General features: G+C 38.7%; 17 protein-coding genes and 4 pseudogenes. 18 read left to right on the top strand and 3 right to left on the bottom strand.

Going from position 1 to position 21,433, the window contains the following annotated elements:
* Positions 1-69: 69 nt before the first annotated feature.
* From OWR28_RS06375 to OWR28_RS06330, 9 genes and pseudogenes are all read left to right on the top strand, one after another.
* Positions 70-516 carry a hypothetical protein gene (locus OWR28_RS06375; RefSeq protein WP_332385944.1) on the top strand — a complete coding sequence of 149 codons (447 nt, stop codon included), beginning with the start codon at positions 70-72 and terminating at the stop codon, positions 514-516.
* A 20-nt stretch (positions 517-536) separates the two neighbouring features.
* A pseudogene (locus tag OWR28_RS06370) lies at positions 537-1,897 on the top strand (DUF5458 family protein).
* Positions 1,898-2,113: 216 nt separating this feature from the next.
* Positions 2,114-2,458: a hypothetical protein gene (locus OWR28_RS06365; protein WP_332385943.1), complete on the top strand. Its 345-nt coding sequence runs from the start codon at positions 2,114-2,116 to the stop codon at positions 2,456-2,458.
* Between the two features lie 45 nt (positions 2,459-2,503).
* Positions 2,504-3,543 (top strand): annotated as a pseudogene (gene mutY, locus OWR28_RS06360) (A/G-specific adenine glycosylase).
* A gap of 44 nt (positions 3,544-3,587) precedes the next feature.
* Positions 3,588-4,144, top strand: a pseudogene (gene gldD / locus OWR28_RS06350) (gliding motility lipoprotein GldD).
* Positions 4,145-4,171: 27 nt separating this feature from the next.
* Positions 4,172-5,095, top strand: a complete 924-nt coding sequence (locus OWR28_RS06345; RefSeq protein ID WP_110009163.1) for a PfkB family carbohydrate kinase — start codon at positions 4,172-4,174, stop codon at positions 5,093-5,095.
* Positions 5,096-5,181: 86 nt separating this feature from the next.
* A complete protein-coding gene (locus OWR28_RS06340) occupies positions 5,182-6,549 on the top strand; it encodes a peptidylprolyl isomerase (RefSeq protein WP_332385940.1) in 1,368 nt (455 codons plus the stop codon).
* A gap of 168 nt (positions 6,550-6,717) precedes the next feature.
* Complete coding sequence (locus tag OWR28_RS06335) at positions 6,718-7,662, top strand: nitronate monooxygenase (protein ID WP_332385939.1); 945 nt, start codon at positions 6,718-6,720, stop codon at positions 7,660-7,662.
* A 14-nt stretch (positions 7,663-7,676) separates the two neighbouring features.
* Entirely contained in the window at positions 7,677-8,450 is a 774-nt protein-coding gene (locus tag OWR28_RS06330; RefSeq protein ID WP_332385938.1) for an alpha/beta hydrolase, read from the top strand.
* Between the two features lie 27 nt (positions 8,451-8,477).
* On the opposite strand, the gene OWR28_RS06325 is transcribed toward OWR28_RS06330, so the two are convergent.
* Complete coding sequence (locus OWR28_RS06325) at positions 8,478-9,143, bottom strand: hypothetical protein (protein WP_332385937.1); 666 nt, start codon at positions 9,141-9,143, stop codon at positions 8,478-8,480.
* A gap of 28 nt (positions 9,144-9,171) precedes the next feature.
* Entirely contained in the window at positions 9,172-9,471 is a 300-nt protein-coding gene (locus OWR28_RS06320; RefSeq protein ID WP_047377132.1) for a rhodanese-like domain-containing protein, read from the bottom strand.
* A gap of 167 nt (positions 9,472-9,638) precedes the next feature.
* Between OWR28_RS06320 and queG the strand changes: the two genes are divergently transcribed.
* The 8 genes and pseudogenes from queG (at position 9,639) to OWR28_RS06280 (ending at position 19,391) form a co-directional block, all read left to right on the top strand.
* Positions 9,639-10,577 (top strand): tRNA epoxyqueuosine(34) reductase QueG, encoded by a 939-nt coding sequence (gene queG, locus OWR28_RS06315; protein ID WP_332385936.1) that lies wholly within the window; start codon positions 9,639-9,641, stop codon positions 10,575-10,577.
* A gap of 358 nt (positions 10,578-10,935) precedes the next feature.
* A pseudogene (locus OWR28_RS06310) lies at positions 10,936-11,618 on the top strand (TIGR02117 family protein).
* A gap of 3 nt (positions 11,619-11,621) precedes the next feature.
* Positions 11,622-12,269 (top strand): murein L,D-transpeptidase catalytic domain-containing protein, encoded by a 648-nt coding sequence (locus OWR28_RS06305; protein WP_332385935.1) that lies wholly within the window; start codon positions 11,622-11,624, stop codon positions 12,267-12,269.
* Between the two features lie 104 nt (positions 12,270-12,373).
* Positions 12,374-12,772, top strand: coding sequence for an SRPBCC family protein (locus tag OWR28_RS06300; RefSeq protein WP_494168436.1), 399 nt, complete (start codon positions 12,374-12,376; stop codon positions 12,770-12,772).
* A 473-nt stretch (positions 12,773-13,245) separates the two neighbouring features.
* Positions 13,246-13,578: a hypothetical protein gene (locus OWR28_RS06295; protein ID WP_332385934.1), complete on the top strand. Its 333-nt coding sequence runs from the start codon at positions 13,246-13,248 to the stop codon at positions 13,576-13,578.
* Positions 13,579-13,639: 61 nt separating this feature from the next.
* Entirely contained in the window at positions 13,640-14,728 is a 1,089-nt protein-coding gene (locus OWR28_RS06290) for an efflux RND transporter periplasmic adaptor subunit (RefSeq protein ID WP_494168435.1), read from the top strand.
* A gap of 21 nt (positions 14,729-14,749) precedes the next feature.
* A complete protein-coding gene (locus tag OWR28_RS06285) occupies positions 14,750-17,872 on the top strand; it encodes an efflux RND transporter permease subunit (RefSeq protein ID WP_332385932.1) in 3,123 nt (1,040 codons plus the stop codon).
* Positions 17,853-19,391: a TolC family protein gene (locus tag OWR28_RS06280; RefSeq protein WP_332385931.1), complete on the top strand. Its 1,539-nt coding sequence runs from the start codon at positions 17,853-17,855 to the stop codon at positions 19,389-19,391. Before OWR28_RS06285 ends, OWR28_RS06280 begins: the two co-directional genes overlap by 20 nt.
* A 146-nt stretch (positions 19,392-19,537) precedes the next feature.
* Here the strand turns inward: OWR28_RS06280 and OWR28_RS06275 are convergent, their stop codons facing one another.
* Positions 19,538-19,966 (bottom strand): cold shock domain-containing protein, encoded by a 429-nt coding sequence (locus OWR28_RS06275; protein ID WP_002981005.1) that lies wholly within the window; start codon positions 19,964-19,966, stop codon positions 19,538-19,540.
* A 685-nt stretch (positions 19,967-20,651) separates the two neighbouring features.
* Between OWR28_RS06275 and OWR28_RS06270 the strand changes: the two genes are divergently transcribed.
* Positions 20,652-21,407 (top strand): SDR family oxidoreductase, encoded by a 756-nt coding sequence (locus OWR28_RS06270; RefSeq protein ID WP_332385930.1) that lies wholly within the window; start codon positions 20,652-20,654, stop codon positions 21,405-21,407.
* Positions 21,408-21,433: the final 26 nt, after the last annotated feature.

The following is a 21,433-nucleotide window of genomic DNA, read 5'->3' as shown; positions in this document are numbered from 1 at the left end:
TTCGATTCATCTGTAAATTACTCAAAGACAGATCCAAACCAAAATAGTAAATCTCAAAATAACAATAATATGGCAATGTTTAATTATGGTGTTGGCGGAAACGAGGTAAAAGTAGACGCTAATGAAGCTATTCAGGAAATACAGGAAAATAAATCACTGATAGTAAGCCAACTTACAACAGAAGAGTCTTATACTCCTGAAATCGTAACAGGATTAAAAACAGTGGAAGACGTTTTCAGACATTTCCAGCCTTCAGTATCGGTACAGCACGAAACAGAAGATGGTGGAATAGTAGAAGAGGAATTCCGTTTTCAAAACCTTGGAGACTTTACTCCGAAGAGCCTTACTCAGAAGTCAGATTATCTGCAGCAGCTGAGTATGGAACAGGAGCAGTACAATAAAATAGTACGTCAGCTGAAAACCAACAAAATTCTACGCAACATGCTGGAGAACGATCAGACCAGAGCGGCGTTCATAGAAGTATTGAAAGAAGTGGCACAAGAACTTGAAAAATAATTAAAGACTTACATTAAATCATGGATAGCAAATTACAGGCACAAGAAAGCCAGCAGCAGGGGCAGCAGCAACATGCAGGGCAGCCGAAGGGCAACCCGCTTGCAGAGCTCAATAAAATGGGAGGATTTGGCTTTGTTGAATCCGTTGTAGACGGTATTGCCAATATGAACCCAACAAGAAAGGCAAGAAAAGAAATCTTCCTGAATGACAGCAATAAAGCAGAAGAAAGAAAAGAGCTTCTTCAGAAGATCAATCTTTGGGTAAGCCTTTTAGAGGGTAATGAATCAGCAGATAAAATGGCTGAAACGTGCAAAACCAAAGCACAGCAGGCCGATCAGAACTTAAAGAAAAACTTAAAAATACACTGGACGCTGTTCGTATGCTGGAAACCAACTACAGAACAGTAGCACAATTCTATAAAAATACAGAATTGGATAAAGTGGATAACGTAAGTATCGTAAATGCAAGCCTTGAGCAGGTTTCCGATCTGGATAATCCTTTGTTCATTGATGCCATTTCAGAAGAATTTAAAAATTATTATGACCGTCTTGACCTTAGAGATAACTATTCAATCCTTGCAATACCAGGATATTTAGGATCAAATAAGGTAATCGAGAAATGGGCAAAAATCTGTAACGAAAACAAAGTAATGATGGTTACAGACTTTGCCAACCTTGATAAACCGGATGATGTTGTAGACTTATTCCACTCTGCAAACCTTACAGGAGGTGAGCTTCACAGAAGTAACGTTATTATGACGTGTAACTGGCTTGTAGGACGTGGTAAAGCTGAAGAAGTAGGAGAAGAGGAAAACGTAGAACTTCCGCCTTCCACTTCATTAGCAGGAAAAATCCATAAAACACTGATGTCTCAGGTAGCAGCAGGTAAGAAGCATGGTAATATCAACGAAGTAGACGCAGTAAAATTCGAACTGAAGAAAAGTGAAATTTCTCAGCTGGAAAAAATGGGTCTTGTACCCATGGTAAACGAATACGGAAAAATTATGGCTTTCTCTGCAAAGACATTGTTTACAGGAGACAATATCGGCCTTCAGACATATTCCGTAGTTCGTGTATTCGACTATGTAACCAAAGTATTGCTTGACTTCCTGAACAGAAGAGCCTTCGAAAACTGGAATGCTAAAAATGAGGATGATTTAAGAAGACAGATTGTAACGTTCCTTGACAATATCAAAGGACCGGACAAGCTGATCGAAAAATTCAAAATTGTTCGTTTCGAGCAGGATAGAGTAAACAAAGACAGAGTATGGCTGGATATCCGTATGACACCTTATTTCCCTACAAAAAGTTTCGTTATTAAACTTGACGGGCACAAAGGAGATGATGGTAACGAATGGGATGCAGAATATACTCAGGAGTAAAATTAAACTTATTTTATATAACAAAAACCGATGCAATTTTACATCGGTTTTTTTTCAACCAACACCTATGAAATGTAATATGAATAAGAAGCTGATCTTTATCTTACCGGTTCTGCTGATGGTACTTATGATGAGCTGTGAAAAAAATACCAAAGCCCGGGTCATTACGAAAATGATCTTTTTGCAGATGAGCATCAGGAAGGAAAAGCATATGTCATGAATGAAGATGAATGCTTTGATGGCAGTGAGCTGGTGATTGCAAGTTCAGAGGTTAAGCTCTCGGACAGCTCGAAAGGGCGTGGGAAATCATTTTTTCTTTATAAAGTAAAATCAGGAAAAGTATTGAAAACAGTAAGAGATTCTGCTGTAGAAATGCCAATGCTGTTTTTATCGGAATATAAACTAAAGATAAAAAACACTGATTCTATGTATGTTTATCTGAAAAAGCTTGAAGGATACCGCTTTATTGCCAAAGACAGAAATCTTAAATACCAATGGTTAAAAGCTGCTCCGGTATACAATGTAAAGAAAAATAAAATAAACCTATCTTTGCAGCATTGAAAATAAGATGAAGAGAGAGCATCTCTTCAATGACTTAAAACAAGATTGGTTTTTGGAAAAAATAAAACGGCTTCAGAGTTTCTTCATATAGGAAACCGGCTTTTGGAATGGTACAGGAATAATGCGAGAGATCTGCCTTTCAGACAGACAAAAGATCCGTATAAGATCTGGATCTGTGAAATTGTATTTCAGCAGACTAGGATTAATCAGGGCCTGAATCATTACAATAATTTCATTAAACGATTTCCCGATGTAAAAACGCTGGCAGAAGCGGAAGAAAATGAAGTTTTACTCTATTGGAAAGGATTAGGATATTATTCAAGAGCAATCAATATCCACAAGGCTGCCCGGCAGATCATGAATGATTATCAGGGAGTTTTTCCTCACCAATACGAAGAAATCCTGAAATTAAAAGGAGTAGGGAAATATACTGCAGCAGCTGTTTCAAGCATTTGTTTTGGTGGAAGAATACCTGCTGTTGACGGAAACTTTTACCGTGTTCTGAGCCGTCTTTTTGCTGATGATTTTGATATTTCGAATTCAAAAGCGTTTACCTATTTTTCTGAACTGGCTGCTTTGGTAATGCCGGAAAATGTGGGAGATTTTAACCAGGCTATGATGGACTTAGGCTCAGAGATCTGTAAGCCCAAAAATCCGCTTTGCGGAGAATGTCCTCTCAATAAAGACTGCCTGGCATTTTCCCTGCAGAAAATTTCAGATTATCCGGTAAAAACAAAAAAGTAAAAGCCGAAGATCTTGCTCTGACCTATTATTTTGTACACAGAAACGGCAAGTTCCTGATCCGCCAGAGAGCGGACGATTTTATCTGGAAGAAATTATTTGAATTTCCTGCCACTATTTCTGCTGATATGGAACCATTTGTTACAAGTTCAAAAACCGTTACCCATAAACTGACCCACAAAAATTTAAGCATTGAAATATTGAATGTTGAGGTTACTTCAGAAAAGATCTGGAATCATTTTATCGCTGAAAATCAATACCTGATTACAGATGTTGAAGGCTCTCATGAAAAATCTTTTCCGAAACCTTTGGAAAATTACATTCAAAACTCTCTGAAAGACTGAAATTTGTCTTCTTAAATCTGAAATCTAATTTGTACTTTTGCAAAATGATTAAAAAAGTCATTTTTATTTTTGTATCGCTGCTTTTAATTTCATGTGGAAAAGACCCTTCACCAAAACCTTATGGAGAACTGCGTCTTGAGTATCCTGCACCGAAATACCAGAAGTTTCAAAACGATTGCGCCTATACCTTCGAGTATTCGGACTTTGCTTCCATAGCACCAGCCAAAAAGCCCTGCTGGTTCTACCTGAACTATCCGAAAATGAAAGCCAAAATTTTCGTTACCTATTATCCGATACAAAATGACTTTGCAGACCATATTAAGGAAGCTGAAAAAATGGTATATGAGCATACCATCAAAGCCAGTTCCATAGATACAAAATCCTTTGAATACCCTGAAAAAAAGTATACGGGAACTTCTACGAGCTGAAAGGACAAAGTGCTTCCAATCTTCAATTCTACATTACAGACAGTACGAAACACTTCGTAACTGCTTACTTATACTTTAATACGAGACCGAAACCGGACTCTCTTGCCCCTGCAGTGAACTATATCAAAAATGATATGAAACACCTGCTGGACACTTTTGAATGGAAAAAATAATTACTTTTAATATACATTGAAAAATATATGAAACTTTTAGTTGTAGGAAGTGTTGCATTTGATGCAATTGAAACACCATTTGGTAAAACGGACAAAATTTTAGGAGGTGCAGCCACTTATATCGGGATCACTTCATCAATTTTAGGCGTTAAATCCGGAATTGTTTCTGTAGTAGGAGGAGACTTTCCACAGGAACATCTTGATATGTTCACCAACAGGGATGTAAACATTGAAGGAATTGAAATCGTGAAAGAAGGAAAAACATTCTTCTGGTCCGGAAAATACCACAACGATCTGAATACAAGAGATACTTTGGCTACAGAAGTAAATGTTCTTGAGAATTTCGATCCGAAGATCCCTGATTCAATGCAGGATGCCGAAATTTTGTTACTTGGAAACCTACACCCTGGAGTTCAGTTATCTGTACTTGAAAAAATGAACAACCGTCCTAAGCTGGTTATCCTTGATACCATGAACTTCTGGATGGATTCTGCTTGGGATATCTTAATGGATATGATTGCCAAAACAGATGTAATTACCATTAATGATGAAGAGGCAAGACAGCTTTCAGGAGAATATTCTCTGGTAAAAGCAGCTAAAAAGATCCACACAATGGGTCCTGAATATGTCATTATCAAAAAAGGAGAGCACGGAGCTTTACTTTTCCATGACAATAAAGTATTTGCTATCCCTGCGCTTCCATTGGAAGATGTTTTTGATCCGACAGGAGCCGGAGATACTTTCGCAGGAGGATTTGCAGCATATCTTGCTAAAAAAGGAAAAATTGATTTCGAAACGATGAAGTCTGCCCTTATTGTAGGGTCTGCAATGGCTTCATTCACCGTAGAGAAATTCGGAACTGAAAGAATAGAAGAAGTAAATGAAGCAGATATGTTCAGCAGATTGAGACAATTCAAAGAATTAACGACATTTGATGTTGAACTGCAGTAAATAAGTCTTTTTAAGAAATATTTATAATAAAAAATTGAGTGAAATTCGTTAAGAATTCTAAATTTGCAACTTGTTAAAATAGTAAAATGACAAATAAACTAAAAATCACTTTTCTTCTTGGGATTTTCATCATGATATTCTCTTCAAATATGATGAATGCCCAGCTAAAACAAGGAGATTTGGTGGATGGTATTGCAGCTGTTATCGGAGATGAGATTGTGTTGGAATCTGATGTAATCGAGCAGATGAATTATGGTAAACAGCAGGGAGCTGCCAACACAGACAAATGTGAGTTTCTGGAAAACCTTATCAGCAATAAGCTTCTTGTATACGAAGCAAAAAAAGATACTTTAATTGAAAACCGTTCTGCAGCCATCAAAGAACAGGCTAATGCAAAATACCGTCAGTTGCTTTCTCAATTTCCGGATGAAAAGACATTGCTGGCCGCTTATAAGTTCAGAAATGCCTATGAGATGAAAAATGCTATCGAGAAGATAGACACAGACCAGTACTACGGGCAGGCGAAATACCAGAGAGTTACTGATAAAGCAGACGTAACTCCAAATGAGGTAACTGACTTCTACAATATGTATAAAACACAGCTGCCACAGGTAAAAGATGAAGTTACTCTGGCTCAGATTATGATTTATCCATCCCTTACAGAAGCTCATAAACAAGACCTTATCAACAGGTTGAAAAAAATCAAGCAGGATATCCTTGCCGGGGAAACTTTTGAAAGCCAGGCAAGAATTTATTCTGAAGATGAAGGATCAGCTGCTAACGGTGGATTATATAAAAATATCAACAAAGGACAGATGGTGAAGCCATTCGAGGCTGCAGCACTGAACCTTCAGGAAAATGAAATTTCAGATCCTGTTGAATCTGAATTCGGATTCCACATTATTCAGTTGGTGAAAAGATCAGGTAAAGTGTATGACGCAAGACATATCTTGTTAAAAGCCACTCCAACTGATGAAGAGATCAAAACTGCAAAAGCAAAATTAGACAGTATCAGAGGTCTTATTATAGATGGTAAAATGACTTTTAAAGATGCTGCTTTTAAATTCTCAGATGATAAAAGAACAAAATTCAACGCTGGAATAATTCCGGGAGCTGATGGTTCTGATAAAATTGAAAGAGAAAGTATCCCCGGAACAATCAGCTATGAATTGGCCGGATTGAACAAAGGAGATATCACAACTGCTTTTGAAGACGAAGAAAACAAGAGAAAGCAAATCAAGATCATCAAAGTGGAAGATGTGATTCCTTCTCACCAGATTACACTGGAAACAGACTTCAGCAGAATCAAGCAGATGGCGCTGAATAAAAAGAAAAGTGAAATGGTTGAAAAGTTTGTCAACTCCAAGTTACCAACAACTTTTATTTCAATTGACGGGCGTTACGACAGCTGTAACTTTAAGTCGAACTGGAAGAAACAATCCATGACAAAATAAAATCAAAACCTTCAGAATTTCTGAAGGTTTTTTTAATCACTAAACGTTATAAAGACAAAAACCCGTGATGGAAAATATTGACAGATATTTCCCGGAAAACCATTGTTTTTATTATTTTTACGCATGAGCAATTTTATAGATTTCAACGCTGCAAAAAAACTTCATGAGATGGAGGCGACACAAAATAGAATTTCACACCTTTTTAATATTAAATATCCGATTATCCAGGCAGGTATGATCTGGCATTCAGGATGGAGACTTGCTTCGGCTGTTTCCAACTGTGGCGGATTGGGGATCATAGGAGCAGGAAGTATGTATCCTGATATCCTCAGAGAAAATATTCAGAAATGCAAAAAGGCAACAGATAAACCTTTCGGGGTAAATGTGCCTATGCTGTATCCCAATATTGAGGAGATCATTCAGATCATTCTTGAAGAAAAAGTGAAGATTGTCTTTACATCAGCCGGTAATCCTAAAACCTATACAGAAACCCTTCAGAAAGAAGGAATAAAAGTAGCTCACGTAGTTTCCTCTACCAAATTTGCTGTGAAATGTGAAGATGCCGGAGTAGATGCTATTGTGGCAGAAGGGTTTGAAGCAGGAGGCCACAACGGAAGAGATGAAACAACAACATTCTGTCTTATTCCCAATGTTAAAAAACATATTTCTAAGCCGTTAATCGCTGCAGGAGGAATTGCCCTGGGCTCACAGATCAAAGCTGCGATGATTCTTGGTGCAGACGGTGTGCAAATAGGCTCCCGTTTTGCTGCTACTACAGAAGCCAGCGCCCATGAAAACTGGAAAAAGAAAATCACGGAACTTCAGGAAGGAGATACGCATCTTACCCTGAAAGAACTGGCACCGGTAAGAATGGTTAAAAATAAATTCTTTAATGAGCTGGAAGAAATCTATCAGAGCGGAAGAAACAAAGATGCTTTAATCGCTTCATTAGGAAGAGCCAGAGCAAAACGCGGGATGTTCGAAGGAGATATGGAAGACGGAGAACTCGAAATAGGGCAGGTCTCAGCTTTGATTGATGAGATTCTTCCGGTGGAAACTGTTTTCAATCATCTTTTAAAAGAATTTGAAGAAACAAAAATGCCAACGTTTTAAATATAATTGATTCAATGGAGGAAAGAATAATTGATGTAAAGGATAAAAAATTATATATAGAACATAATAATCAGTTTAAAGACAGGCCTACGGTTGTTTTTCTGCATGACTCATTAGGCTCAGTGCAGCTTTGGAGAGATTTTCCTGTAAAACTCGCTGAAGCCGTACAGTGCAATACCCTTGTTTATGACCGGTTAGGATATGGAAAATCATACCCTTTGCCTACTCATGAAAGACCGGTAAATTATATGGAGCTGGAAGCCGATTTGCTGAATGACCTGCTGGCTGAAATGAATATTGATAGCGTTATTCTGTTTGGGCACAGTGATGGCGGGACAATAGCTCTCATCACGGCTGCAAAGTATCCTGAAAGAATAAAAGCTGTCATTTGTGAAGCAGGACATATTTTTGTGGAAGACATTACTTTAAAAGGCATCTATGATGCGTGGGAAGCCTACAAAACAACAAATCTTCCGGAACGGCTTCAGAAATATCATGGTGATAAGGTAGAAACACTATTCAAAGCCTGGACAGAAACCTGGACACGGGATGATTACAGAACCTGGAATATTGAATATCTCCTGAAAGACATTACGGCGCCATTATTATTCATTCAGGGAGAAGCAGACGAATACGGAAGCTTGGATCAGGTAGAAAAAACAGTTACTCAGGTGAGTGGAAGTGCTGAGAAATATATTATTCCCAGGACCGGACATACACCGCATAAAGAAGTTCCTGAGCTTGTACTGCAAAAAGCGACAGCGTTTATCGGTAATTACCTGCAATAAATATTCATAATAGAAAAAGACATCTTATCACTGAGATGTCTTTGTTTTATGCAAAACAGGATCCTGCATTTTGCAGTTACAGTAACCGGAGCTCGGCTTCAATATTCTCTTTTGCCTGAGCCTCATACTTTTCCTTAAAATATTCTGTTTTAAAGATACTTTCAAGTTCAAGAAAATGTTTAAGGACTTTTTTCGTCCCGGTTTATATAGAAAATCGGGATAAACAGAATATTCTTTTCTTATATTCCTGGTGTATTCCATATAAGTTTTAAAATCTTTACCCAGCACAGAAAGGTCTGCATCCAGAAGATAATTGGTATCGTTATGAACAGACAGCTGATGGGATTTTGTAGCAATAATCTGTTCCGAAATCACTGAAATATCATCTTTATTTACATGAAGTTCAGTAAGTCTTTTTTCTGCAGCAGCGGCACTTTTTTCTTCATTGGATTTCGATGTGGCATCATAGATGATGTCGTGATAAAATACGGAGAAAGAAATTGCTGTGAAACCGGAAATGTTACCCTTCACATCATCAAGCTCCCTGAACATATTTTCAAGATGAAGAAGATTGTGGTAATACCTGCTTTTTTCAGAATATCTGGTTTCAATTTCATTCCAGAGACTGTTGATTAGCTGTCTGTCTTCTGTAAAAGCAGAACACAGCTGTTCAAATTGATTTTTCAGATTCATAGAAATAAAGGGATAAAAAAAGGAACTTTTAAAAAGTTCCCTGATTTGCTTCCAGAACAGCCTTCAGCTCAGCCCAGCCTCCGCCGTTATAACCGTCCTTTAATCCCTGAGCATTAAGATAATCCAATGCTTTTCCGCTTCTGTTTCCACTTCTGCAGAACAGGATTACCGGTTTTTCAATAGATAGAATCTCATCTTGTCTATCTTCTACTTCACCCAGAGGAATATTCTTGGCTCCATCTATATTACCGTCCATTTCAAGCTCCATTGGCTCACGAACGTCGATCAATTCATAGTTTCCGGATTGTATTACTTCTATTAAAGACATAGTTGTTTATTTTAAAATCAGAAACGAAATTACGCAATTTTTTTGAAAAAATCCTAATTAAAACATAAATTTTTCAGAAAATAAGAGATAGGAAGCCGGCCGTAAGCGGAACTTCGATGTCAATGATCAGATTGATAAAATAATCTTAATTTTGCAGTGTGAAATTAATGAATGCCGGCGCCGAAAAATATTCCCAACTGATAAAATCCAAGGCAAAAAGTTTTGGATTCCAGAGTTGTGGTATTTCCAAAGCTGATTTTCTGGAAGAAGATGCCCCTCATCTTGAAAAATGGCTGAAGAATAATTATAATGGCGAAATGAAGTATATGGAAAATCATTTCGACAAAAGACTTGATCCGCGTCTTCTGGTAGAAGGGTCCAGATCTGTTATTTCACTTTCTTACAATTACTTTCCTGAGGAGAAAATCCCGGTACTGGAGAATTATAAAATCTCAAAATATGCTTATGCAGAAGATTATCATGAAGTAATCAAAGAAATTCTCCGTGAGATGGTAGCGGAACTGCAGGAAGAAATAGGGGAGTTCGGATTTCGGGTTTTTGTTGACTCTGCTCCGGTTTTGGAACGAAGCTGGGCCAGAAAGTCAGGAATTGGCTGGGTAGGAAAAAATGCCAATCTTATTACCAAACAGAATGGTTCTTTTTACTTTCTGGCAGAAATTATCTGTGATCTTGAACTGATTCCGGATCATGCCACCACAGATCATTGCGGAACCTGCAGGAAATGTATTGATGCCTGCCCGACAGATGCTATCGTTTCCGAGAAAATTATTGACGGAAGCCGCTGTATTTCTTATGCAACTATAGAACTCAAAAACGAAATTCCTGATTATTTTAAAGATAAAATGGAAGACTGGATGTTCGGCTGTGATATCTGTCAGGACGTTTGCCCATGGAACCGTTTCTCAGCTCCCAATAAACAAAGCCGTTTTCAGCCAAACGAAGCGTTGAAAAACTTCAAAAAAGGAGAATGGAAAGAGCTTACCCAGGAAATTTTCTCTGAAATTTTCAGAAAATCTCCCGTAAAACGGACCAAATTTGCAGGGCTCAAGAGAAATATTGAGTTTTTACAGAAGTCGTCTGACTGATTTTTCCGGAATTTTCGGTGACAATTCCTCCTTTGGAATTTTTTGAATTTCCAAACCAGAGCTGATAACCGGCCATTCCTTAAATTTTCCGCTTTAAGGAGGTAAAAGATTATATCAATAAGTTTCTTGAAAAGCCTTTCCTATAAAGAAAATTGATTTTCAGGAGATCAGGATCTCACCGAAAATCAACGTCTTTTTTGTATTCTTTTAGGAGCAGTTTTTACTCTTATTTTAAATCTTTTTTGGGATTTGGTATTTTTACGCATATTTGTAAATATTTCGTAACTAAATATAGCCATTTTTTCGATTAAAACAAATACTTTTACCAAAAATTGCAGATTAAATTTTATTAAAAAACATGACTGTGAAAATGATCTTAATGTATCTCCTGAAAGTGGTGGGCGTTATTTTGGGAATTGTCATTATTTATGTAATCCTTGGACTGCTGATTCCTTATATTCCCGTTTCAGCAAAAGATGACGGACAGAAGAAAGAAATCCCGATCTATATTTATACCAACGGAGTGCATACGGATATCGTAATGCCGGTGACAAATGATCTTCAGGACTGGAGCCGGAAAATTCCTTTTGCCAATACGAAATCAAAAAAACAGACTATCAGTATATCGGAATAGGATGGGGAGACAAAGGTTTTTACCTGGATACCCCTACATGGGCTGACCTTAAGTTTTCTACAGCCGTTAAAGCAGCCTTCTGGTTAAGTGATTCTGCCATGCATTGTACCTACTACAATACAATGAAGGAAGGTGAAGACTGCAAGATGATTATGATCAGCAGAGGGCAGTATGAGAAACTGGTGAAATACGTAGAAGATAAGTTCGACAGGGACCAGAACGGTAACTTCATATTAATTCCAACCAATGCGGTATATGGTGATAATGATGCCTTTTATGATGCCAAAGGGACTTACAGCTTTCTTTACACCTGTAATACCTGGTCAAATAACGCTTTAAAAGCTGCCGGACAAAAAGCAGCACTTTGGACACCCACAGATTTTGGAATTTTTCAGCACTATAAATAACTCATGAAAAGGATTTGTCTGTTTTTTGTTGTTTTTTGGATATGCTCATGCTCTCAGGAGAAAAACAGAAATACAATACAGACGGTTGACACACCTGTTGCTGCCGAAAAGAAACCTGAAGCCGATCTTTCCAGGCTAAAAATAAAGGCTGAAGAAGCCCTGGAATTTTGTACCTCAAAGAATCTTAACCGTGATTTCTGTATTCTGATTGATATGAGCCTTCATTCCGGGGTTAACCGTTTTTTTGTCTGGGATTTTAAAAACAATAACATTTCAAAAAAATATCTGGTAGGCCATGGCTGCGGCTCCAATTCATGGAGTAAAGATGATTCTAAAGCCAATCCGGAATTCAGCAACGAAGACGGAAGCCATCTATCTTCTTTAGGAAAATATAAACTGGAAGGAAGAGGGTACAGCGATTGGGGAATCAATGTAAAATACCTGATGCACGGCCTTGAAGAAACCAACAGTAATGCTTTAAAAAGATATATTGTCTTTCATTCATGGAATCTGATGAGTGATGAGGAAGTGTTCCCCAAAGGTTCACCGGAAGGCTGGGGTTGCCCAACTGTATCCAACAACGCCATGAAGGAAATTGATCCGATGATTCAAAAGTCTGGAAAACCCGTACTGATGTGGATCTATAATTAAATCTTTGTTATACCTTTGTTTCGTAACAATCAGGTTAACCGGTTCCGTCTTATGAAACATACCCTTTTCCGCGAACAACAGCTCAACTGTGATATAGAAACAGCATGGAAATTTTTTCCTCAGCCAGCAATCTTTCAGAAATTACCCCGAAAGACATGGGCTTTATTGTATTGACGGAAATGGAAGATGATGAAATCTACGAAGGAATGCTCATCGATTATTATGTTTCTCCCTTATTCGGAATCAAAATGCAATGGCAGACTGAGATCACCCACGTTGATTTCCGTAAAAGCTTTATCGATTTTCAGAAAAAAGGTCCCTACAAATTGTGGAACCACCATCATGAATTTATTCCTAATGAAGAAGGCGTTCTGATGAGAGATACCATAGATTATGAACTTCCCATGGGATTTTTAGGAGAAATTGCCCATCGCCTTTTCGTCAGAAAGAAACTGGAACATATTTTTGATTACCGATTCAGAGTACTCAGTAAATTGTTCTAACTAGACAATTTTGGTCATTCAATAGAAACGGGCTTTAGCCCGTTTAAAAACGATAACCAGAATTTCATTGGCTTTAGCCGAAACTTTAACGATTCCAATTATATTCTTCAGAATGACAAACTGGGTGGTAAGCCTTTAGAATAATCTACTTAATGTGTGAAATCTATGAGAAAATAATTCAATAGAAACGGGCTTTAGCCCGTTAATAATAAATCAGAATTCATCTGGCTTTAGCCAAAACTTAATGCCATTTTTCATCCGGAATTTTAGAAGTTGGATTCCTTCGGAATGACAGACTGCATGAATAGACTTCGCATTCTATTTGTCATTCCGTAGAATCCCAATATGAATGGGCAGGATTATTCACTCATTGTTTAAGTTTTTTTAACAGTTCAATGGCCGGATTTTCCAGTAAAAATCTCTATTTTTGCACCACTATCGTTTTACTGAAAAACTAAAGTATTCTGATTCACATGGCAGCTCTGAGGTCATTTTTCTTATTCTATATCATACTGGTTTTTTCCCTTTTCAATTCGAATTGGGCAGAAAAATCGTTGCAGAATATTCCTCATGTCCCTCCTGTAACGAATATTCATGTTCTGGATGTTTATGAAGAAGCAGATATGAACACGCATGCTCTGCCTGCTGCTTCAAAAATTGTAAAACACTCAGTCAGAAAAAATGATTCTGCAGTGGCAGACTTCTCAGGGATATTAAAAGTTATTCCGAAAATTACCCTTCCGGAAATTGCGGTTTCCATTATTTGCGGGGTTAAATCCTTTCTCCATCTCCTCCAGCTGTACTAAGTTTAAATTTCTGAAAGCCAAATCACTTTTAACGGAAATCTTATAATTTAAACATTTAAAAATGTATTGTAAAAACGTAATAATTTGCATTCTTGCAACATTATTGGCTGTGTCATGCAGTAAAGACAAGGAAAAAAACAATCAGAAAGAAAAAGAAGTTCCCGTACTGGAAATCAAGGAAAAAGATACATTGGTGAGCAACCAGTTTGTCACAGATATCCAGGCCAAAAAGAATGTTGAAATACGTTCCAGAATCGGAGGTATTATACAGCATATTTATGTCAACGAGGGCCAGTTTGTACACCAGGGGCAGGCTTTATTTAAAATCAATGATGCTGAATTGCAGATGGAGCTTCTGAAAGCCAATGCAGCATTAAAACAGACTGAAGCAGATGTCCGCATCGCAGAAGTGGAACTGAAGCAGATTCAGAGTCTTCATGCCAAGAAATTTGTAGCCAATAACGAGCTGGAAATGGTAAAAGCAAAATTGTCTTCCGCGAAAGCAAAACATGCTTTTGCCGATGCTGAAAAAAGGGCAGTTCTTCAGAAAATAGGCTTTACAAAGATCACAGCACCTTTTGATGGGGTAATTGACGTGATTCCCCATAAAGACGGCAGTTTAGTGGAAAACGGAACATTATTGACCACACTTTCCCAACTGAACGAAGTATACGCTTACTTTTCCATCCCTGAAAACTTATATTTTGAGCTCCTGGCCAATGATAAGATCGGGAACCACCAGAAGATTGAACTGATGCTGCCTAACGGAGCCAATTATCAGTTCAACGGTGCTTTAAAAACAGCTGAAGGAGAAATAGACAGAACTACAGGCTCTATCCGTTATAAAGTGCTTTTCCCGAATCCGGACCGCCTCATCAAACACGGTACTTCCGGGAAGCTTATCATTTCCGAACAGCAGAATAACGCAATCCTTATTCCACAGAAATCTACCTTCTCCATCCAGGATAAGACCTATGTTTTTGTAGTGGATCAGCAGAATAAAGTGAAAATGACCAGCATTAAGATCGGAACTACCTTAAGAGATTCTTATATGGTGGAAAGCGGTCTTAAAAAAGGAGATTTAATCATTTATGAAGGAACACAGTCTTTGAAAGACGGTGATATTATCAAAATCAAAAAGAAGTATTAACCTTTCATAATCTTTAAATCAATGGTAGAAATGTTTATAAGACGAAAGGTTCTTTCGTTGGTTATTTCCATATTATTTGTACTGCTGGGAATCATGGCGTTGCTGAAAATGCCGATCACCCAGTTTCCCGATATTGTACCGCCTTCAGTAACCGTTACGGCAAAATATACAGGAGCGAATGCCGAAGTGTCTGCCAATGCGGTAGCGCTGCCTTTGGAAAGGGCAATCAATGGAGTTCCGGGAATGACATATATGTCTACGGTAACCTCCAATGACGGGCTTACCCTTATTCAGGTGTTCTTTGAAGTAGGAACAGACCCTGATGTGGCAGCAGTAAACGTTCAGAACAGGGTAACAACCATTCTTGATGAACTTCCTGAAGAGGTGATCAGAGCCGGGGTAACTACTGAAAAAGAGGTGAACAGTATGCTGATGTACCTTAATATCACAAGTACAGATCCGAGCCAGGATGAGCAGTTCATCTATAACTTTACGGATATTAACGTCCTTCAGGAGTTGAAACGTATTGATGGAGTAGGACGTGCAGAAATCATGGGACAGAAGGAATACTCGATGAGAGTATGGCTGGACCCGCAGAAAATGGCTGCTTACAATATTTCCGCAGACGAGGTAATCACTTCCCTGCAAAAACAGAATATTTCCGCAGCACCGGGAAAAGTAGGTGAAACCTCTGGTAAAACCTCAAGCCAGCTTCAGTATGTCATTAAATATAAAGGAAAGTTTTTTGAGCCTAAGCAATATGAAGAAGTACCGATCCGGTCTGATGTGGACGGAACCATTTTAAAGCTTAAAGATATTGCCAAAGTTGAATTCGGGGCGATGAACTACGGAATGGTTTCCAAAACAGACGGAAGACCCTCTGCATCCATCATGATGAAACAGCGTCCGGGTTCCAACGCTTCTGAAGTAATCGAAAGTGTAAAGGCAAAAATGGAAGAATTGAAAGTCACCTCCTTTCCCCCGGGAATGGAGTATAACATGGCTTATGATGTTTCCCGATTCCTTGATGCTTCCATTAGTGCGGTACTCACAACCCTTATTGAAGCTTTTATTCTGGTAGGAATTGTGGTATTTATCTTCCTGCAGGACTGGCGTTCCACATTAATTCCTGTACTGGCTGTACCAGTGGCGTTGGTAGGAACTTTTGCATTTATGGACATGCTTGATTTCTCTGTCAATCTTTTAACATTGTTTGCGTTGGTCCTTGCCATCGGAATTGTGGTTGACAATGCCATTGTCGTCGTTGAAGCTGTCCATGTGAAAATGGAGGAAGGAATGAACGCGCTGGATGCCACCATCAGTGCCACCAAAGAAATTGCAGGAGCTGTAGTCGCTATTACGATCGTGATGTCTGCCGTATTTATTCCTGTGGCGTTCCTGGATGGGCCTGTTGGAGTATTTTACCGTCAGTTTTCATTAACATTGGCCATCAGTATTGTGATTTCAGGGGTGAATGCATTGACGCTTACTCCGGCGCTTTGTGCTATTATTTTAAAGCCTCATGACCACAATAAGAAGAAAACAATTATCGACAGGGCTTTCCAGAGTTTCAATACTGGCTTCGAAAGACTGACGAATGGTTATGTAGGTATTTTATCAAAATTTGCTACAAGAACTACAGTAACTTTCGGACTGCTGTTTTTATTCATCGGACTGACCTTTGTGACCAGTAAATTCCTGCCTACCGGATTTATTCCTATGGAAGACCAGGGAATGGTATACGTAAGCGTAACCACTCCACAGGGAGCAACCGTAGAGAGGACAGAAAAAGTACTGGATGAGGTCACGGTGATTGCCAAGAAGATTAAAGGAGTCGAAAACGTAACCACGCTGGCAGGCTACAGTATCGTAACAGAAATCGCAGGTTCGTCTTATGGAATGGCAATGATCAACCTTAAAGACTGGAAAGAAAGAAGTATTTCAGTAAATGATCTCATTGCAGAACTCTCTGATAAAACAAAAGGTATTGCAGATGCCCAGATTGAAATCTTTGCGCCGCCAACCGTTCCCGGATTCGGAAATACCAGTGGTTTTGAATTGCGTTTGCTGGACAGAACCGGAGGAACCATTGAAAACACAGATAAGATCACCAAGGATTTTGTTAAAAAACTCAATGAAGCGCCCGAACTGCAGAACAGTTTTACCAGTTTTGATGCTACCTTCCCACAGTACATGATCAATGTGGATTATGATATGGCAGCGAAGAAAGGTGTATCGGTAGACAATGCTATGTCTACGCTGCAAACTATGCTGGGATCTTACTACGCTACGAACTTTATCCGTTTCAGCCAGATGTATAAAGTGATGGTGCAGGCAAGTCCTGAACACAGGGATACCCCTGAAAGTATTCTGAATTTATATTTAAAAAATGATAAAGGCGAAATGGTTCCTTTCTCCACCTTCATTACCATCGAAAGAGTATACGGCCCTGAAGTGCTTACAAGGTACAACATGTATATGTCTGCCATGATCAACGGAGAACCCGCAGACGGTTACAGCTCCGGGGATGCCATTGCAGCAGTAGAACGTGTAGCCAAAGAAACATTACCAAGAGGATTTGATATTGAATGGTCAGGAATGACAAGGGAAGAAATCCTATCAGGAAACCAGACCGTTTATATCTTCGCCATCTGCCTTTTGTTTGTGTATCTGTTACTGGCGGCACAGTATGAAAGTTTCCTTCTTCCAATGCCGGTATTATTAAGTCTTCCAACAGGAATCTTCGGATCTTATATCGCATTGGTGGCTGCAGGGCTGGATAACAATATTTATGCACAGGTAGCCCTGGTCATGCTGATCGGACTTTTAGCTAAAAATGCCATCCTGATCGTGGAATTTGCCGTGGCAAGAAACAAACAGGGGTTTGATATCATTCCTGCAGCCATTGAAGGGGCAAGACAGCGTCTGAGACCGATCCTGATGACCTCCTTTGCTTTCGTAGCCGGACTTATCCCTTTATGTATAGCATCCGGAGCCGGGGCAATCGGTAACCGTTCTATTGGAACTGCTGCAGCCGGGGGAATGCTGATCGGAACCATCTTCGGACTGGTGGTGATTCCGGGACTGTATATATTCTTTGCAAAACTTGAAAATAAGAAGAAAGATGAAAAGATTAAATCATAGAAATATATTGTATGGGATTGCTTCTCTGAGCCTGGTTTCATGTGCTGTTCCCAAAGTAGCAGAACTGAAAAAGGCTCAGGAATTACCAGAGGAGTTTATTAAAACCGATAAAAACAAAAACCCGGATGAATTTCAGCAGATCAATCTGAAGGCTTATTTTACGGATCCTTATCTGCTTCAGCTTTTTGATAAGGTGGTACAGGCAAATCCGGATTTCCAGATTGCACAGCAAAGAGTGGAGATTGCCAACAGTTTTCTTCAACGTTCAAAGATGGACCTGTTGCCTTCCCTTGAAGTCGGAATAGATGCTTCCGGTAACCGATACGGAAAGTATACAATGGAAGGCGTTGGAAATTATGACACCAATCTTTCACCTAATATTACGGAAGACCAGAAAATTAACAGGGATTTTACGCCTAATTACTGGCTGGGAGCAAGAAGCAGCTGGGAAATTGATGCATGGGGAAAACTGAAAAATAAGAAGATTGCTGCCCAGAAGAAATATCTGGCTTCAACAGAAGGATTAAGATTATTGCAGGTAGAGCTTTTCACCGATATTGCCAATCTGTATTATCAGCTGGTAGCTTTGGATAATCGTCTTGCTATTTATCAGAAGAACTACAATCTTCAGCAAAGAGCCTTTGAAATTGTTTTAGCGCAGCGAGAAGTAGGTAAAGCTACCGAATTGGCAGTACAGCAGTTCAAGGCACAGAACAATAACTGGCTTGCAGAGATTGAACATATCCGGGTGGAAATCGTAACAGTAGAGCAGGCGATCACAACCCTGACAGGTAGCTATGGCGGAGAGGTGAAACGGGGGAAAGTATTAATGCCTACCAATATGGATGTTTTAAATAAAACCATTAATGTGGAAAATGTAATCCATTCCAGGCCGGATGTAGCAGCGAATTACTATGTTTTAGAAGCTTCCCAGGCTGATGCAAAGGCGGCAAGAGCTGCTTTTTATCCTAAGATTGACCTGGGAGCCGGTTTCGGACTGAATTCTTTTTCCGTGGAAACATTTTTTAAGCCAGGTTCACTGGCCGGACAGCTGTTGGGAGGATTGATGGTTCCTGTTTTCAATAAAGGACAGTTGAAATATGAATTTAAAGTAGCCAGCAAAGAGCAGGAAATTGCTTTTTTAAACTATCAGAAAAGTATTACCACTGCTTTTAATGAGCTTCAGTCTATTTTGAAACAAACAAAAATTTATGAACGTGTTCTGAAACTGAAATCAGAAGAAGTAGGTTTCCTGGACCGCGGTGTTGAGGTTTCCAATGATCTGTACCTTACAGGGTATGCCAACTATTTTGAACTGATCAATTCCCAGAAGAGCAAACTAACCGCTGAATTGGACTTATTACAGTTCCAGCATCAGAATACCAGAAATAACGTCCTGCTGTTTAAAGCACTGGGGGAAAACTGGATTAATTTTTACTTTTTTTACGATGAGAGGAGCTGCCTGAAATGGCAGCTTCTTTTATATTTAAATTTTCACTGTATTCTACGGGGCCTGTAAGGATATCTGAAAATAATTCAAGAATATTGCGTTAGAATCTAACTTTTATATGCCCCTAAAAAAGAGACTGTCCGCAAGGACAGTCTCTCTGTGTATAGTTTAAAACGGATCTGCTTTTAACACAGAAACATTTTTACAGGTACGTATTATTTAACAAGCTGTATTTCAACAGCAGAAAATCCTTTAGGAGATTTCTCTTTTTCAAAAGATACTTTGTTTCCTTTTTTCACCGGCTCTGCACAGTTATTGTTGTGGAAAAAGATGTTTTCTTTGCTGTTATCTTCAGTAATGAAACCATATCCCTTTTCACTCAGGAACGTAACAATTCCTGTTTTTCTTGGATCTTCTTCAATGATAGGAGCTGCACCCAGTTGAATATCATCAAGGTTTACTTCCTGTCTCTGTTCAGGGGGAGTAGAAGTTAATCTTCCGAATTCATCTACATACATGAATACATCCTCCATGTCTTTCCCTTTGTTGTTGTTCGTTTTACGTTCTTCGCGTCTTAGCGCCTTTTCTTTTTGCTTTTGAATTTTTTTCTTGAAATTTTCCTTTTTAGAAAAAGAATCTGCCATAAATTATTTTTAGTATTTAGTTTCTATAAATTAATCGGTTCAATCTGGCCTGCATGAGACCTATAAAGCCCGCCGATGTTTCCTGTCCTGGATATTTCAATCATACAGAGCTTTAAAATTCGCGACAAGTATTGTTCTTAATAGAAGAATAAAAGTTAAAAATATGGCTGCTCAAAAGGCAAAGACTGAATAAAAATATTCGCGTCGTTACAGAAAACAAAGTAGTGACTCGGTTTATTACGTACAAATATACAACAATAAAATGAATAATCAGGTTTTAAATGATTGATTATCAGAAATAGTGTTGCAGGATACGTTATGCTGTACATGTAAGCGTATCCGTAAAGTGGTAATAATCTTACAAAAAAATCCCCAGAAACCTGAGGATTATAAAAAAATATATTAAAAATGAAGTGGTGGTGCGTGATACGGGAGGAAGGTATCAAATGTTATGCCTAAAATTGATATGAGTTTGGGAATTATAGCCGGGTGTTTAAATTAAAAAGATACTCTCAGGACGTATCTGGCTGGTAAATAGCATTCTATTGAACAACTATTGTTTACATAAAAATAGTAAATGTTTTTTTCTGTATAGCACAGGAAAATGAAATTTCCGAAAATTTCACCATGTTGAGGCCGTTTTTATTATCCATCTTTGTCTCATTAACATTTAAAAATAAAAACAATGTCAACACAAAATGTAAAAGGAAAAGTTGTTTTAATTGCAGGAGGCGGTAAAAACCTGGGAGGATTATTAAGCAGGGATTTCGCTGCAAAAGGCGCAAAACTGGCCATCCATTACAACAGTGAAAGCTCAAAAGCAGAAAGCGAAAAAACACTGGCTGAGGTACAGGCACTGGGAGCAGAAGCATTTTTATTCCAGGGAGACCTTACCAAAGTAGATCATATCACAAAGTTCTTTGATGAAACCATTACCCGTTTCGGAGGAATCGATATTGCCATCAATACTGTAGGAATGGTGCTTAAAAAACCATTTTCAGAAACTACAGAAGCAGAATATGACATCATGTTCAATGTCAATTCAAAATCCGCTTATTTCTTTTTGCAGGAAGCCGGTAAAAAGCTGAATGACCATGGGAAAATCTGTACGATCGTTACATCATTGCTGGCGGCTTACACCGGGTTGTATTCCACATATGCAGGGGCAAAGGCACCGGTAGAGCATTTTACAAGGGCAGCTTCCAAAGAATTTGGAGCCAGAGGTATTTCCGTAACCGCAGTGGCTCCCGGCCCAATGGATACTCCTTTCTTCTACGGGCAGGAAACGGATGATGCCGTAGCTTATCATAAATCAGCATCCGCGTTGGGAGGATTGACAGATATTAAAGATATTGCTCCTTTGGTAGAATTTCTGGTGACAGAAGGCTGGTGGATTACAGGGCAGACCATTTTTGCCAATGGTGGATATACAACAAGATAATACTTTGTAAAATCCATTAAAAAGAA

It is taken from the genome of Chryseobacterium sp. 1B4 (assembly GCF_036631475.1).
Classification (GTDB): Bacteria; Bacteroidota; Bacteroidia; order Flavobacteriales; family Weeksellaceae; genus Chryseobacterium.
This window is presented reverse-complemented; position numbering and strand designations above follow the sequence as displayed.

Coding starts and splice junctions, on each gene's coding strand:
- OWR28_RS06365 (WP_332385943.1), top strand. CDS start 2,114: ATGAATGAAGATGAATGCTTTGATGGCAGTGAGCTGGTGATTGCAAGT.
- OWR28_RS06290 (WP_494168435.1), top strand. CDS start 13,640: ATGTATTGTAAAAACGTAATAATTTGCATTCTTGCAACATTATTGGCT.
- OWR28_RS06305 (WP_332385935.1), top strand. CDS start 11,622: ATGAAAAGGATTTGTCTGTTTTTTGTTGTTTTTTGGATATGCTCATGC.
- OWR28_RS06300 (WP_494168436.1), top strand. CDS start 12,374: ATGGAAATTTTTTCCTCAGCCAGCAATCTTTCAGAAATTACCCCGAAA.
- queG (WP_332385936.1), top strand. CDS start 9,639: ATGAATGCCGGCGCCGAAAAATATTCCCAACTGATAAAATCCAAGGCA.
- OWR28_RS06275 (WP_002981005.1), bottom strand. CDS start 19,966: ATGGCAGATTCTTTTTCTAAAAAGGAAAATTTCAAGAAAAAAATTCAA.
- OWR28_RS06335 (WP_332385939.1), top strand. CDS start 6,718: ATGGAGGCGACACAAAATAGAATTTCACACCTTTTTAATATTAAATAT.
- OWR28_RS06330 (WP_332385938.1), top strand. CDS start 7,677: ATGGAGGAAAGAATAATTGATGTAAAGGATAAAAAATTATATATAGAA.
- OWR28_RS06285 (WP_332385932.1), top strand. CDS start 14,750: ATGGTAGAAATGTTTATAAGACGAAAGGTTCTTTCGTTGGTTATTTCC.
- OWR28_RS06340 (WP_332385940.1), top strand. CDS start 5,182: ATGACAAATAAACTAAAAATCACTTTTCTTCTTGGGATTTTCATCATG.
- OWR28_RS06375 (WP_332385944.1), top strand. CDS start 70: ATGGCAATGTTTAATTATGGTGTTGGCGGAAACGAGGTAAAAGTAGAC.
- OWR28_RS06280 (WP_332385931.1), top strand. CDS start 17,853: ATGAAAAGATTAAATCATAGAAATATATTGTATGGGATTGCTTCTCTG.
- OWR28_RS06270 (WP_332385930.1), top strand. CDS start 20,652: ATGTCAACACAAAATGTAAAAGGAAAAGTTGTTTTAATTGCAGGAGGC.
- OWR28_RS06320 (WP_047377132.1), bottom strand. CDS start 9,471: ATGTCTTTAATAGAAGTAATACAATCCGGAAACTATGAATTGATCGAC.
- OWR28_RS06325 (WP_332385937.1), bottom strand. CDS start 9,143: ATGAATCTGAAAAATCAATTTGAACAGCTGTGTTCTGCTTTTACAGAA.
- OWR28_RS06295 (WP_332385934.1), top strand. CDS start 13,246: ATGGCAGCTCTGAGGTCATTTTTCTTATTCTATATCATACTGGTTTTT.
- OWR28_RS06345 (WP_110009163.1), top strand. CDS start 4,172: ATGAAACTTTTAGTTGTAGGAAGTGTTGCATTTGATGCAATTGAAACA.